The organism is Streptomyces sp. 7R007 (assembly GCF_054850255.1).
Genome location: NZ_JBTWMV010000006.1, coordinates 45,242 through 58,695 on the forward strand (window position 1 = coordinate 45,242; position 13,454 = coordinate 58,695).

The 13,454-nt window shown below is 71.5% G+C and carries 19 protein-coding genes; 9 read left to right on the forward strand and 10 right to left on the reverse strand.

Going from position 1 to position 13,454, the window contains the following annotated elements; all coding sequences use genetic code 11:
- From ACYF6T_RS10055 to ACYF6T_RS10070, 4 genes are all read right to left on the reverse strand, one after another.
- Positions 1 to 183 (reverse strand): hypothetical protein, encoded by a 183-nt coding sequence (locus ACYF6T_RS10055; RefSeq protein WP_461695276.1) that lies wholly within the window; start codon positions 181 to 183, stop codon positions 1 to 3.
- A 35-nt stretch (positions 184 to 218) separates the two neighbouring features.
- Positions 219 to 1,424: a S1C family serine protease gene (locus tag ACYF6T_RS10060; protein WP_461695277.1), complete on the reverse strand. Its 1,206-nt coding sequence runs from the start codon at positions 1,422 to 1,424 to the stop codon at positions 219 to 221.
- Between the two features lie 154 nt (positions 1,425 to 1,578).
- Positions 1,579 to 2,601 (reverse strand): LacI family DNA-binding transcriptional regulator, encoded by a 1,023-nt coding sequence (locus ACYF6T_RS10065; protein WP_461695278.1) that lies wholly within the window; start codon positions 2,599 to 2,601, stop codon positions 1,579 to 1,581.
- 106 nt (positions 2,602 to 2,707) lie between these two features.
- Entirely contained in the window at positions 2,708 to 3,487 is a 780-nt protein-coding gene (locus tag ACYF6T_RS10070; RefSeq protein WP_461695280.1) for a response regulator transcription factor, read from the reverse strand.
- Between the two features lie 182 nt (positions 3,488 to 3,669).
- Between ACYF6T_RS10070 and ACYF6T_RS10075 the strand changes: the two genes are divergently transcribed.
- The 3 genes from ACYF6T_RS10075 to ACYF6T_RS10085 are packed head-to-tail and all read left to right on the forward strand — an operon-like array spanning position 3,670 to position 5,920.
- Complete coding sequence (locus ACYF6T_RS10075; RefSeq protein WP_461695282.1) at positions 3,670 to 4,563, forward strand: alpha/beta hydrolase; 894 nt, start codon at positions 3,670 to 3,672, stop codon at positions 4,561 to 4,563.
- An 11-nt stretch (positions 4,564 to 4,574) separates the two neighbouring features.
- Entirely contained in the window at positions 4,575 to 4,829 is a 255-nt protein-coding gene (locus tag ACYF6T_RS10080) for a MoaD/ThiS family protein (protein WP_461695284.1), read from the forward strand.
- A gap of 2 nt (positions 4,830 to 4,831) precedes the next feature.
- On the forward strand, positions 4,832 to 5,920 hold the full coding sequence (locus tag ACYF6T_RS10085) for a hypothetical protein (protein ID WP_461695286.1): 1,089 nt from the start codon (positions 4,832 to 4,834) through the stop codon (positions 5,918 to 5,920).
- A gap of 9 nt (positions 5,921 to 5,929) precedes the next feature.
- On the opposite strand, the gene ACYF6T_RS10090 is transcribed toward ACYF6T_RS10085, so the two are convergent.
- The 5 genes from ACYF6T_RS10090 to ACYF6T_RS10110 form a co-directional block, all read right to left on the reverse strand.
- Entirely contained in the window at positions 5,930 to 6,187 is a 258-nt protein-coding gene (locus ACYF6T_RS10090) for a DUF3099 domain-containing protein (protein WP_461695288.1), read from the reverse strand.
- An 89-nt stretch (positions 6,188 to 6,276) separates the two neighbouring features.
- Positions 6,277 to 6,564: a DUF1416 domain-containing protein gene (locus ACYF6T_RS10095; RefSeq protein ID WP_187825660.1), complete on the reverse strand. Its 288-nt coding sequence runs from the start codon at positions 6,562 to 6,564 to the stop codon at positions 6,277 to 6,279.
- 34 nt (positions 6,565 to 6,598) lie between these two features.
- Positions 6,599 to 7,444, reverse strand: coding sequence for a sulfurtransferase (locus ACYF6T_RS10100; protein WP_461695289.1), 846 nt, complete (start codon positions 7,442 to 7,444; stop codon positions 6,599 to 6,601).
- A gap of 128 nt (positions 7,445 to 7,572) precedes the next feature.
- On the reverse strand, positions 7,573 to 7,653 hold the full coding sequence (locus ACYF6T_RS10105; RefSeq protein ID WP_350751515.1) for an Ms5788A family Cys-rich leader peptide: 81 nt from the start codon (positions 7,651 to 7,653) through the stop codon (positions 7,573 to 7,575).
- A gap of 225 nt (positions 7,654 to 7,878) precedes the next feature.
- On the reverse strand, positions 7,879 to 8,619 hold the full coding sequence (locus ACYF6T_RS10110) for an LmeA family phospholipid-binding protein (protein ID WP_461695290.1): 741 nt from the start codon (positions 8,617 to 8,619) through the stop codon (positions 7,879 to 7,881).
- Between the two features lie 183 nt (positions 8,620 to 8,802).
- On the opposite strand from ACYF6T_RS10110, the gene ACYF6T_RS10115 reads away from it, so the two are divergent.
- A complete protein-coding gene (locus ACYF6T_RS10115; RefSeq protein ID WP_461695291.1) occupies positions 8,803 to 9,183 on the forward strand; it encodes a VOC family protein in 381 nt (126 codons plus the stop codon).
- Between the two features lie 13 nt (positions 9,184 to 9,196).
- Here ACYF6T_RS10115 and ACYF6T_RS10120 read toward each other — a convergent pair whose 3' ends face one another.
- The gene (locus tag ACYF6T_RS10120) at positions 9,197 to 9,559 is read right to left on the reverse strand and encodes a DsrE family protein (RefSeq protein WP_461695292.1); all 363 of its coding nucleotides are present in this window, start codon (positions 9,557 to 9,559) and stop codon (positions 9,197 to 9,199) included.
- Positions 9,560 to 9,662: 103 nt separating this feature from the next.
- Here ACYF6T_RS10120 and ACYF6T_RS10125 point away from each other — a divergent pair, with 103 nt between their 5' ends.
- From ACYF6T_RS10125 to ACYF6T_RS10145, 5 genes are all read left to right on the forward strand, one after another.
- Complete coding sequence (locus ACYF6T_RS10125) at positions 9,663 to 10,466, forward strand: hypothetical protein (protein ID WP_461695293.1); 804 nt, start codon at positions 9,663 to 9,665, stop codon at positions 10,464 to 10,466.
- On the forward strand, positions 10,463 to 11,341 hold the full coding sequence (locus ACYF6T_RS10130) for a hypothetical protein (protein WP_461695294.1): 879 nt from the start codon (positions 10,463 to 10,465) through the stop codon (positions 11,339 to 11,341). The genes ACYF6T_RS10125 and ACYF6T_RS10130 overlap by 4 nt, the downstream gene beginning before the upstream one ends.
- Positions 11,338 to 12,198 (forward strand): hypothetical protein, encoded by an 861-nt coding sequence (locus tag ACYF6T_RS10135; RefSeq protein WP_461695295.1) that lies wholly within the window; start codon positions 11,338 to 11,340, stop codon positions 12,196 to 12,198. Before ACYF6T_RS10130 ends, ACYF6T_RS10135 begins: the two co-directional genes overlap by 4 nt.
- Positions 12,199 to 12,422: 224 nt before the next feature.
- Positions 12,423 to 12,998, forward strand: coding sequence for a heme-binding beta-barrel domain-containing protein (locus ACYF6T_RS10140; RefSeq protein ID WP_461695296.1), 576 nt, complete (start codon positions 12,423 to 12,425; stop codon positions 12,996 to 12,998).
- 16 nt (positions 12,999 to 13,014) lie between these two features.
- Positions 13,015 to 13,452, forward strand: coding sequence for a Fur family transcriptional regulator (locus ACYF6T_RS10145; RefSeq protein ID WP_461695297.1), 438 nt, complete (start codon positions 13,015 to 13,017; stop codon positions 13,450 to 13,452).
- The last annotated feature ends 2 nt before the right edge of the window (positions 13,453 to 13,454 follow it).

A 13,454-nucleotide genomic window follows, 5' to 3' on the forward strand; every position in this document is an offset into this window, starting at 1 on the left:
TCAGCCTCGGACGGTACGGCGCCGGGTGGCCCGCGCGGCCGTGGCCCGGCGTCCGGCGGCCAGGGCGGGGGCCACCTCCGGGGCGCGGCCGGCCGGCGCGTGCAGTGCGTACGCCACCTCTAGGGCCAGGGCGAAGCCGGCCGGGTCGGTGCCGGCGACGGTGTGGGAAACCTGCTTGATCATGACGTACTCCCTGTCGGTGGGGTGGCGGCCGGGGCTCAGCTGTCGCTGCCGCCGGCCCGGAGGGTGGCGAGGTCCGCCTTGACGGTGTTGATGGGGATGGCGAAGCCGAGGCCGACGCTGCCGGCGTCCGAGGACGAGGAGGAGCCGGAACTGGCCGAGTACATCGCGGAGTTGATGCCGATGATGTTGCCGCTGGCGTCGATGAGCGCGCCGCCGGAGTTGCCGGGGTTCAGGGACGCGTCGGTCTGGATCGCCTTGTAGGTCGTGGTCGAGGAGCCGGTGTCGCCGTTGAACTGCTGGCCGCCGAACTGGAACGGCCAGTTGCCGTCGCCGCCCTGGTTCTGGCCCTGGTTCTCGTCGGTCGAGACGGTGACGTCACGGTTGAGGGCGGAGACGATGCCGCTGGTGACCGTGCCGGTCAGGCCCTCGGGGGAGCCGATCGCGACGACCGTGTCGCCGACCTGGACGCCGTCGGAGTTGCCGAGGGTGGCCGGCGTGAGGCCGGAGGCGCCCTCCAGCTTGATCAGGGCGAGGTCCTTCTTGCTGTCGGTGCCGACGACCTGCGCGGTGTACGACTTGCCGTCGCTGGTGGTCACCTTGATCGAGGACGCGCCGGAGATGACGTGGTTGTTGGTGATGATCTCGCCGTTGCTGGTGATGATCACGCCGGAACCGGTCGAGGAGCCGTTGCTGAGCGTGGCGTTGATCTCGACGACGCTGGGGCTGACGGCCGCGGCGATGGCGGCGACGTCGCCCTTCTTGCTGGAGGGCACGACGTTGGTGGTGGTGCTGCTGGTGGCGACGGTGTCGTTGCCGGTGAGCTCCTGGATGCCGTACGCGGTGCCGCCGCCTATGGCCGCGGCGACGATCGCGACGGCCGCGAGGAGGGCGATGGGGCCGCGGTTGCGCTTCTTCGGCGTAGCCGCGGGCGCCGGCGCGGCGGGCTCGGCCGGGGCCGCGGTGAGGACGGCCGTACCGCCGCCGCCCGCGCCGTCGCCGCCGAACGCCTCGCCGCCCTGCGCGGCGAAACCGGCCGGCGCGGCGGCCTGGGAGGCGTGGGCCGGCCACACGGTGGTGCCGGGCTCGACGGTGACCGGCTCCACGGGCTGCGCGGCCTGCTGGGCGGGCGGCTGCGCCGGCGGGGGCGGCCACTCGGGGTTCACGGGGGAGGAGGCGTGCTGCTGCTGGGCGCCCTGGTACGGGGTGTCGTAGTCGCCGCTGCGGCGGAAGCTCTCGGTCATGGCACACAGCTTGTCCCGCGACCATGAGAGCCCCCTGAGGGCCCGCTGAGAACGCCGCCAGAACCTCGTATGCCCGATATAAAGACGCTTCTCGGCGCTCGCGGAGCCCTCTCAGGAAGCTCTCAGAAATCCCTCAGGAAGGCCCGTGCGGCCCTCATGCGCACCCGCAGGACCGGCGCACCACCAGCCGCGACGGGAACACCTTCAGCCGCTCCCGGCGCGAGCCCGCCACCCGCAGACCGTCGTCGAGGACCAGGTCGACCGCCTCGCGGGCCATCGCCGAGCGGTCCGAGGCGACGGTCGTCAGCGGCGGATCCGCGAGCGCCGCCTCCTTGATGTCGTCGAAGCCGGCCACCGCCAGCTCGCCCGGCACGTCGATGCGCAGCTCGCGGGCGGCCCGCAGCACGCCGATGGCCTGGTCGTCGGTGGAGCAGAAGATCGCCGGCGGGCGCCGGGGCCCGGCGAGGATCTCCAGGGCGATCCGGTAGGCGTCGTAGCGGTTGTACGGCGCCTCGAACAGCCGTCCCTCGGTCGGCAGCCCGGCCTCCTCCATCGCGCGCCGCCAGCCCTCGACGTGGTCGGAGACGGGGTCGCCGACGGAGGGGGTCTCGGCGGTGCCGCCCATACAGGCGACGTAGTCGTAGCCGTGCTCCAGCAGATGGGTGACGGCGTGCTTCGCGCCGGTGAGGTCGTCGAGGACGACGGCGACGTCGTCGATCGCCTCGGGCCGCTCGTGCAGCAGCACCACCCGCGCGTCCCACGCCTCGATCTCGGCGGCGGCCAGGTCGTTGAGCTGGTGGCTGACCAGGATGAGCCCGGAGACGCGCATGCCGAGGAACGCCCGCAGGTAGTGGGTCTCGCGCTCGGCGACGTAGTCGGTGTTGCCGACGAGGACCATCTTCCCCCGCTCGGCGGCGGCCTGTTCGACCGCGTGCGCCATCTCCCCGAAGAAGGGCTGGCGCGCGTCCGGGATGATCAGGCCTATGAGATCGGTGCGCCGGGACGCCATCGCCTGGGCGACCCGGTCGGGCCGGTACCCCAGCTCCTTGATCGCGGCGAGGACACGCTCGCGCGTGGCCGGGGCGACCGGCCGGGGTCCGTTGTTGATGACATAGCTCACGACGGCGGTGGATGTTCCCGCCAGTCGTGCCACGTCATCCCGAGTCACCTTGGCCACGCGCGGAGTCTACGCGGAGAGACCCGCTCTGGGCAGGGCGTGAGGGAGCTTCGCGGGCGCCCGCGGCGCGGTGCCGTGGGGGAGCGATGCCCTGCCCGGGGCGCGTTCATGCCTCCGCGTGGACCTCGGCGCCCTCCAGGGCCGCCGTCTCGTCCGCATCCTCCGCCTTTGCGCGCTCCGCCTTGGCCTTGGCCTCGTCGGAGACGCGGTCGCCCTTCTCGGGAGTAACGAATCGATAACCGACGTTCCGGACGGTTCCGATCAGCGACTCGTGCTCGGGCCCGAGTTTGGCGCGCAGCCGTCGTACGTGGACGTCGACCGTCCGGGTGCCGCCGAAGTAGTCGTAGCCCCAGACCTCCTGTAGCAGCTGCGCGCGCGTGAAGACGCGGCCCGGGTGCTGGGCGAGGTACTTCAGGAGCTCGAACTCCTTGAAGGTCAGGTCCAGGACCCGGCCCTTGAGCTTGGCGCTGTAGGTCGCCTCGTCGACCGACAGGTCGCCGTTGCGGATCTCCATCGGGGAGTCGTCGTTGACGATCTGCTGACGGCCCATGGCGAGCCGGAGGCGGGCTTCCACCTCCGCGGGGCCCGCGGTGTCGAGGAGGACGTCGTCGATGCCCCAGTCGGCCGTGACGGCGGCCAGGCCGCCCTCGGTGACGACGAGGATGAGCGGGCAGCCGGGGCCGGTGGAGCGCAGCAGCTGGCACAGGCTGCGCACCTGGGGCAGGTCACGGCGTCCGTCGATGAGGATGACGTCGGCACCGGGGGTGTCGACGAGGGCGGGGCCTTCCGCCGGCGCCACGCGCACGTTGTGCAGCAGCAGGCCGAGCGCGGGAAGCACTTCTGTGGACGGCTGAAGGGCATTGGTCAGGAGCAGCAGAGAACTCATACGTCTGGTTCCTCCTCGGTCCCTGCGAGGACGCGTGCGGTACGTCACCTGCTCTGCGATCCCGGCGGCCCCGTACACCAGCGGTCACCTGGAGTTTCCCGCTTCGTATACAACGCTTCCGAAAGCACAAAAGGACCCGGGGGCTACGCTGCCCGAGTCCTCTGTCCAGCAGAATAGCCCACATGAGCGCTGGCACGGCAGGTCATGTGGCACGATCCACCGTTCGTCCGAACTCCGAGACGACCAGACGCACACCTATGCGGACGTTTCTGCACACAGACGACGGGGTGACGATCGATTCCGTATACGAACCAGGAGACGTCGTATACGACTCCTCCCGGCCACCCACGCGTGACCTGGTGTTCGTGATCGCGCACGGCTTCACGGGCGACGCCGACAAGCCGCACGTGCGGCGCGTGGCGAAGGCGTTCGCCCAGTACGGCGCCGTGGTCACCTTCTCCTTCCGCGGCCACGGGGCCTCCGGCGGGCGCTCCACGGTCGGCGACCGGGAGGTGCTCGACCTGGCCGCCGCGGTGGCCTGGGCGCGGGAGCTCGGGCACGCGCGCGTGGCGACCGTCGGCTTCTCCATGGGCGGTTCGGTGGTGCTGCGACATGCGGCGCTGTACGGACCGCAGCGCGGGGGGCGCACCGGAGCGGGCACGGACGCGGTGGTCTCGGTGAGCGCGCCGGCCCGCTGGTACTACCGGGGCACGGCCCCCATGCGGAAGCTGCACTGGCTGGTGACGCGCCCGGAGGGCCGCCTGGTCGGCCGCTACGGCTTCGGTACGCGCATCCACCACCGGGAGTGGGACCCGGTGCCGCTCTCCCCGGTGGAGGCGGTCCCGCGGATCGCCCCCACCCCCCTGCTGATCGTGCACGGCGACCGGGACGGCTACTTCCCCGTCGACCATCCCCGCATGCTCGCCGAGGCCGCCGGCGGCCACGCGGACCTGTGGATCGAGCCGATGGGCCACGCCGAACACGCGTCCTCCGACGAGTTGCTGAGCCGCATCGGGGAGTGGGCCGTCGGTCATGGCGGACAGGCCCTAACCTTGCCCGGTACACAGCCGAACTGATTGAGGAACCGATGCCAAAGGTCACGGTGCGCTACTGGGCCGCCGCCAAGGCCGCGGCCGGGGTCGCCGAGGAGCCGTACGAGGCGGGCACGCTCGCCGAGGCGCTGGACGCCGTGCGCGGACGACACCCCGGCGAACTCGCGCGCGTACTTCAGCGATGCTCGTTCCTCGTGGACGGTGACCCCGTGGGCACCCGCGGACATGAGACGGTACGGCTGGCCGACGGCGGCACGGTCGAGGTGCTCCCGCCGTTCGCAGGAGGGTGACGATGACCGAGCAGCCGTATCCCCACGACCAGGGCCAGAACCCGTATCAGCAGGGTTACGACCCGCAGTGGCAACAGGCGTACGACGATCCGTACGCCGCCCAGCAGTACACGCAGCAGTGGCAGGGCCAGACCTGGGAGACGCAGGTCCAGGCACCGGTGCCGGCGGCGGAGACGGCGTACCTGCCGCAGCAGGAGGCGCCGGCCCCGCAGGGCTACGGCACGCCCGCCTGGCACCAGCCGCAGCCGCAACCACTGCCCCAGCCCCAGCCCCCTGCCTCCACCCCGGGCCCCGAGCCCGCCTACGGTCCCGCCACTCTCGCCGGCAACGCGCGCGTCACCGACGCCCAGCGGGCCCGTCTGGAGGGCCGTTCCCCGGTCATCGAGCCCGGCATGCAGCCGGCCGCGCTCACGGCGCTGCTGGGGCTGCTGCTGTCCGGCACGGCGGCGATCGGCTCGTACGCGCTGCTCGTGCCGCTCGTCGTGCTGCAGGGCGTCACCGCGGCGGGCTGGTTCCGGCTGAACGGCATGTGGCCGGCCCGCCAGGGCATCGCCCTGGCCTTCCTCGGCGCGCTCGTCGCGGACGTGGCGCTGCTCGCCGCGGGCCGTGAGCACGGACCGGCGGCCATCCTCGGCACCCTCGGCGTGTGGGTCCTGCTCTGCCTGGTCCTGCAACTGCGCTCGCACGCGGACCCGGACGAGCGGATGTACGGCCTGATGGCGACGGTCGCCTCCGCGGCCCTGTCGATCGTGGCGGCCGGTCACCTCGCGGCCGACGCGGACGCGGTGACGGTCGGCGCGGCGGCGGTCGCGGTGGCGGTCCTGGCGCGCGCGCTGCCGCTGCCGACCCCGGCGTCGGTGGTGGTGTCCCTGCTCGCCGCGGCGGGCGCGGGGATCGCGGTCGGCGGGATGACCGACCTGGGCGCGAAGGGGGCGCTGCTGGGCGCGGGGGCGGCGGTGTGCGCGCTGATCGGGCACCGGGTGGCCAGTTACGACTACCCGTCCCGCTTCGTCCACTTCACCGCGGGCGTGGCCCTGCCCCTGGCGGCCGCGGCCCCGGCGGTCTACGTGCTGGGCCGGGCCTTCGGCTGACCCCGGCCGTCAGGGCCGCTTCTTGCCGTCCAGCTCGTCCCACCACTCGTCGGACTTGGGGTCCCCGGACGGGTCGTCCCACCACCGGTCGTCGGGCCCCCGCCGGTTGGCCACCATCGCGGCGACCGGCGGGATGACCATGGCGACGACGCACATCCCCACGGCCGCCGGGACGGACCAGATCCGTACGACCCCCCACGCCAGGACGAACAGCGCGATGCAGACCCCCATCATCGCGAAGTAGGTGTGCCGCCTGCGTGCGTACATGCCTCCAGGGTAGGCCGGGGGTCCGGACGTGGCGAAGGGCCGCACCTCCGGGGATCAGCCGTGAGGTGCGGCCCTTCGGGACGCCGGGGTCAGACCGCGATGGCGACCTCGGCCAGGCCGCCCTGCTGGGCGACGACCGTGCGGTCGGCCGTGGCGCCGGGCACGAGGGCGCGGACGGTCCAGGTGCCCTCGGCCGCGTAGAAGCGGAACTGTCCGGTGGCGGAGGTCGGGACCTCCGCGGTGAACTCGCCGGTCGAGTCGAGCAGGCGCACGTAGCCCTGCACCGGCTCGCCGTCGCGGGTCACCTGGCCCTGGATCGTGGTCTCACCGGGCTTGATCGTCGAGGCGTCGGGGCCGCCGGCCTTCGCACCGCACATGTCGAACTCCTAGAGGGGTAAAGGTCGGAAGGACTTACTTGCCGGCGCCGAGCTCGATCGGCACGCCGACGAGGGAGCCGTACTCGGTCCAGGAGCCGTCGTAGTTCTTGACGTTCTCCACGCCGAGCAGCTCGTGCAGCACGAACCAGGTCAGCGCCGAGCGCTCACCGATGCGGCAGTAGGCGATCGTGTCCTTGGCGAGGTCCACGTTCTCCTCGGCGTAGAGCTCCTTGAGCTCCTCGTCCGACTTGAAGGTGCCGTCGTCGTTGGCGTTCTTCGACCACGGGATGTTCTTCGCGGACGGGACGTGACCGGGACGCTGCGACTGCTCCTGCGGCAGGTGCGCCGGCGCGAGCAGCTTGCCGGAGAACTCGTCGGGCGAGCGCACGTCGACGAGGTTGTGCGAGCCGATGGCCGCCACGACGTCGTCGCGGAAGGCGCGGATCGCGGTGTTCTGCGGCTTGGCCTTGTACTCGGTCGCCGGCCGCTCGGGCACCTCGGTGCCGTCGACCAGCTCGCGGGCGTCCAGCTCCCACTTCTTGCGGCCGCCGTCGAGGAGCTTGACGTTCTCGTGGCCGTAGAGCTTGAAGTACCAGTAGGCGTAGGACGCGAACCAGTTGTTGTTGCCGCCGTAGAGGATCACCAGCGTGTCGTTGGCGATGCCCTTCGCCGACAGGAGTTTCTCGAAGCCCTCCTGGTCGATGAAGTCACGGCGGACCGGGTCCTGGAGGTCCTTGGTCCAGTCGATCCGGATCGCGTTCCTGATGTGGTTCTTCTCGTAGGCGGACGTGTCCTCGTCGACCTCGACAATGGCGATGTCCGGGTCGTCCAGGTGGTCCTGCAGCCAGTCGGCGTCTACCAGGACGTCGCTGCGGCTCATGCTCTTTCTCCTCCGGGGCAGTTGCGGCGGGGCGTGCGGGTGTGCGGGGTGCGCGCGCTCCGCTCGGGCGCGGGCGGCGCACGGATGCCCTGGGCAGGGCGGGGGGACGCGGAAGCCGGTGCTTCCGCTCAGAAGGGGCGACAGAGCATGGCGGCAACGCGGCACAGGTCTACTGCCCGCCGCTTCGTGAGATCCGCCTGTCGCTTCATGCCGTCGATCGTAGGGACGGACAGCGTGGCGTGTCACCGGCGTGTCGTATTCTGAGACGCGATCGTCCGGGATGTGGGAAAGGATCAGGCGCAGGGCCGTCGCCGCACGGGATTCGGCCCGTTGTATCCGTCGTCACATCTACGCTGCGGACACGGCCGTCTCACGCTGCGGACGCCGTCGCGGACGGCCCTTCGGACGCCCGGTGGAGCGCGCCGCCCGTCGTCCTACCCGGCCAGCTTGACGTTCGAACCCTTCACCTTGATCTCCACACCGTCCTGCGCGGCCCGCACACTGTCCAGCTTGATGCCGCCCGGCAGCTGGTCGATGGTCTGCTGGAAGTCGGTGATCGTCCGGATCCGGGACTCGGCGAGGTCCACGACCAGCCTGGGCAGCGAGTCGGCGTGCACCTGCACCGTGTCTCCCTCGACCGTCACCGAGCTGAGCACGGGGTACGTCTGCGAGGCGCCGGCCACCGTGACCTTGATCTCTACCTTGATCTTGCCGTTGCCGCCGTCGGAGAGGCCGACGACCTGGGCGTGGACGCCGGGGAAGATCCGCGTCGGCTCGGACTTGGCCGCCTTGACGAGCTCGTCGTAGGAGACGAGGGCGGTGCCGGTGGCGTGGGCCGCGGTGGCGGAGCTGTAGTCGCCGGAGAAGCTGACGCCCTTCATGTCGGCCTTGAGGTCGTCGATCCGGATCGTCTTGGGGCCGCCGCTGCTTCCGGCGCCGGTGTCCGCGTCGTAGTCCTTGATGCCCACCTGGACGTCGTCGAGCTCGCCGGAGGCGACCTGGGTGAGGAAGGGGAAGCCCTTGATGGAGACGTCGGGGGTGGAGTCCAGCCCTTCGGTCGTCCGGATCTTGTCCGCGGCCTCGTTCTGGGCGAGGTGCACCGCGACCCGGTCCGCGATCACGAACAGGCCGCCCAGGATCACGACGACGATCAGGAGTATTCGCAGGGCGCGCATTCCGTGTTCCCCCACCTAGGCGGACATCGACGAGACCGGACACGGACGACCGGGTGGCCGCCCCGGCGCGAGCGTAACCCTGGCCGGGGGCCCGACCGGAGGACTGTAGATCAGTTGTGACAGCCGATTGCGGGCCGTCCACGTGATTGCGGGCCGCCCGCGGGCTGCGATACGAAGACCTCCATGTCGCTCCCCAAGCTGTCCGCCACCGTGATGGACGCGCCGGATGCGCATGTCCTCGCCGACTTCTACGCACGCCTGCTCGGCTTCGTCGTCCGCGACGACGAGCCCGACTGGGTGGCCATCGAACCGCCGGGCGGGGGCATGAGGCTGTCCTTCCAGACGGAACCCGAGTACGTGCCGCCGGTGTGGCCCACCCGCAGGCCCGGGGAACAGCAGATGATGCTGCATCTCGACATCGAGGTGGACGACCTGGAGGCCGAGGTCGCGCGAGCCGTGGCCGGGGGCGCGCGGCTGGCGGAGTTCCAGCCGCAGGCCGATGTGCGGGTGCTCTTCGATCCTGCCGGGCATCCCTTCTGTCTGTGGACGCGGGAAGTGCCGTAGGCCGGGGCGGGGCTCAGTAGACGAGCGCCTGGGTCTCGTCCGCCAGTGCCTCCTGGACGAAGACCTGGGCGCCCGCGATGCGTACGCCTTCGATGACGTCCTTCTCCGTGATGTCCCGGCGGGCCGCGCACTGCGTGCACAGGGTGACGCGGCCGCCCGCCAGGAGGGCGTCGAGGAGGTCGGGGAGCGGTGCCGCGTGCGGGAGCTCGAACTCGGCGGCCCGGCCAGGCAGGGCGAACCACGCGGACTCGCCGGTCAGCCACAGGGAGACGTCGACACCGCTGGCCACGGCCACGGCGGCGACCGTGAAGGCCTGGGAGCAGCGTTCGGGGGCGTCCGCCCCCGCCGTCACCTTGATCACGAGCTTCTTCGGCATGGCCGAATCGTAATCACTTCGCCCACAACTCCGGTCGTCGGCCGTGAGTCTCCTGTGCAGCGCGCAGACGGAATGCGCGCTTCACCTTCTGTGGGGGAACGTCTTGGAAGAACCCGAAGAGCCCGCCGACGCCCCGGACGCGCCGGACGTGCCGGTCGCGCCCGATACGCCCGAGGCTCCCGGTGCGCCCCGGCCCCGGTCCCGTCGGCGTCGCCGCACCGCGCTGTTCCTCGCCGGTGCCGCCGTCCTCGGCGTCGTCGCCGGCACCTGCACCGGATACCTCGTCCAGGCCCACCGTGCGCCCACCAAGCTGCCCTCCCTCGCGCAGCCCGCCCTCGCGCAGGCGAAGGGCGACGGCCCCGAACCGCTGTCGGCCGCGCAGGACCGCCGGGTGCGGACCGACGGCGACCTGCGCACCCTGCTGCTGAAGAAGCCGGCCGGCGCCCGCAAGGCCGAGTGGCTGGGCGGCAGCGACGGCTGGATGGACCTGGCCGACTACGCCGAGAGCTACGACAAGCCCGCCGGCGCGTTCGGCGACCTGATCAGCGCCGAGTTCCGCCGCGCGGCCCTCACCGGCTGGGACGTCGGCAGCCACCGGACCGTGGAGATCCGGCTGGTGCAGTACCGCCAGCTGGAGTCCACGGAGGCCGCCGACGCCGTCGACAACGCGCAGTACTGGGCGGGGAAGGGCGGCGGCACGGACAGCTGGCCCCTGCCCGGCACCGGCAGCGGCCAGGTGTACGTGCAGACCAGGCCGCACACCGAGGCCGGCTACCTGCCGACGTACACCGCCGAGGCGCACGCCTACCGCGGCGACATCGCCATGGAGATGTGGATCACCGACACCCGGCCCGTCACCAAGGCCACGATCATGGACCTGGCGAAGCGGCAGATGGAGCGGCTGTGAACGCGAACGAGACCGAGAGCCCGAGCGAGCCGGTGGGCGAGAGACCGGGTGGGCCGGTGGGTGAAGTGGGGCCCGTCGAGCTCGCGTACGGCGGCGATCCCGCCGCCTCCGTCCCGGACCCCGGCCGTCGCGGCCGCCGTGGCCGTGCCGCCGTGATCGCCGGCTCCGCCCTGCTGGCCGCGGCCCTCCTCGGCGGCGTCGGATACACCGTGGTCACCGTCCATGGCGCCGACCGCGACGCGGGTGCCCCGGTGTGGACGTTTCCCAAGGACAAGGCCGCGGACACCAAGGCGGCTCCCGCCAAGGGCCTCGCCGGGCTGCTCGTGCCGTACGGGGCCGACGGCTGGAGCCGCGGGCCCGACATCGGCGAGTTCGGCTCCGACGCGCAGCTCGACGGCGCCCAGGCGACGGCCCTGCGCAAGGAGGCGCTCGCCGGGCTGCCCCGCTCCCGGCGCACCCGCCTGGAGCAGCAGATCGACAAGCAGCGCATCCAGGGGATGGCCATGCGCAGCTACGTCAGCACCGACGAGCTCGCGTCGGTCTACACGGCCCAGGCGTCCACCGTGAGCATTCAGCTGGTCAGGATGGAGAACAGGGCGGCCGTCCGGAACATCTCGCAGTTCCAGAACGAGTTCCTCGCCGCTCTCGACGTCTTCCGCGAGGGTCCGCGCGTCGAGGGCCACAAGAACGCCCGCTGCTTCCTGCCGCCCAAGGACAAGGACGAGAAGCTCGACGCCATGTACTGCTCCGCCTACCAGGGAGACGTCCTGGTCACCCTCACCGCCGAGAGCGCCAAGCCGCTGCAGACGTACGGGGTCGCCAGGCTGCTGAAGGAACAGCTCGACCGCATCGGCGAGCCGGGGGAGTCGGTATGAGCGAGCAGACGCACCAGGACGAACAGACGCTCACGCCGGCACCGACGGCCCCCTCCGCACCGGCTGCGCCCCCCGCACAGCCCCCGGCGCCGAAGGACCGGCGGCGGCTTCGGGCCGTGGCGCGCTGGGTCGCCGGCGCCGTCGTGTTCGCCGTGGCCGGGGCCGGCACGGCGTACGGCATCACCGGCATGGAGCGGACCGACGTACCGGGACTGGCGACCGCCTCGGACGGGCGGTGGGACTACCCGACGCTCACCAGGCCGGCGCTGCCGGCGGGCAGCCCGGAGCCCTTCGCCGCGTCGAACAAGGCCGGGGCCCACTACGCCGACCTGCGGGAACTGGTGCTGCCCGCGCCCGAGGGGGCGACGGAGGACAAGGCGCTGCGCGGCGCGGACGGCTGGCTGGCGACGAAGGACTTCCTCGCCGAGTACGCCGGCGGGACGGAGCGCGCCGAGCTGGGGCACAAGCTCGTCGACGGCGGCCTGCGGCACATCGCGGCCCGCGGCTGGACCACCGCCGACGGCACGCACACCCGCGTCTACCTGCTGCAGTTCGACACCGCCGCGGTCGTGGACGGCGTCTTCGGCGAGGACATCGCCCCCTACGGCGCACCGGGCTACCTGCTGCGCGGCGCCGGCGCCTCCGGCTTCGACGCCGGTTTCGCATCGGACGCGCAGGTCGACCACGTCCAGCGCAGCGCCTACGTCGAGCAGAAGCCCTACGGCGCCGAGCAGGTCCGGCAGGCCTACCTCGCCGCCGGTGACGTCCTCGCCCTGGTCGTGCAGTCCAGGAAGGGCGGCGCGCGGGCCGTGCCGTTCCAGCAGACGGTCGTCCTGCAGAGCCAGCTGCTGGGCTGAGGGCCGGGGCGGCGTACCTCACCACGAGCGCCGGGCCCCGGCCGCGTAAGCTGGGGCCCGGCTCTCGTACCGCCCACTGTCGCTCACCAAGGAGCACCCCGTGCTTGAGGCATTCTTCGAAACCCTGCTGGTCCTGGTCTGCGTCGGCGTCCTCGCCTTCGCCTACCTGACCGTGAAGAAGCTGTACCAGGGCCAGCGCTGACCCCTTCCTAGGAACCCCGCTCATGATCGAGATCCCGTCCGACCTCCACAAGGACCTCGTCCCCCTCGCCTTCCTGCTCGGCACCTGGGCGGGCGCGGGCGTGCACGACTTCCCCGGCTCCGAGAAGTGCAACTTCGGGCAGGAGGTCACCTTCACCCACGACGGCCGGGACTTCCTGGAGTACCACTCCCGCACCTGGGTGCTGGACAACGACGGCAACAAGGTCCGTCCCCTGGAGTCGGAGTACGGCTACTGGCGCATCGACGCCGACCGCAAGGTCGAGGTGACGATGACCCGCGACGACGGCGTCATCGAGATCTGGTACGGCGAGCTCGCCGACAAGAAGCCGCAGATCGACCTGGTGACGGACGCGGTGGCGCGCACGGCGGCCGCCGAGCCCTACAGCGGCGGCAAGCGGCTGTACGGCTACGTCAAGAGCGACCTGATGTGGGTCGGCGAGAAGCAGACCCCCGAGGTCGAGCTGCGCCCCTACATGTCGGCGCACCTGAAGAAGGTCGTCACCCCCGAGGAGGTCGAGCGCTGGGCGAAGGCCCTGCCGGACGACCTGCCGGACGACGGGATCGCCTTCTTCAAGTAGTTCTAGACTCGTCGGTGTGGTGAGCACCGACTGGAAGAGTGATCTGCGGCAGCGCGGCTACCGGCTGACCCCGCAGCGGCAACTTGTGCTCGAAGCCGTGGACACCCTTGAGCACGCGACCCCCGACGACATCCTCACGGAAGTGAAGAAGACGGCGTCGGGGGTCAACATTTCCACGGTCTACCGGACCCTGGAGCTCCTGGAGGAGCTCGGGCTGGTCTCCCACGCCCATCTCGGCCACGGCGCGCCCACGTACCACCTGGCCGACCGGCACCACCACATCCACCTGGTCTGCCGGGACTGCCAGAACGTGATCGAGGCCGATGTGTCGGTGGCGGCGGAGTTCACGGCGAAGCTGCGGCGGGAGTTCGGCTTCGAGACGGACATGAAGCACTTCGCGATCTTCGGGCGCTGCCGGGACTGCTCGCTCAAGACTTCAACTACCGAGTCGTAGGC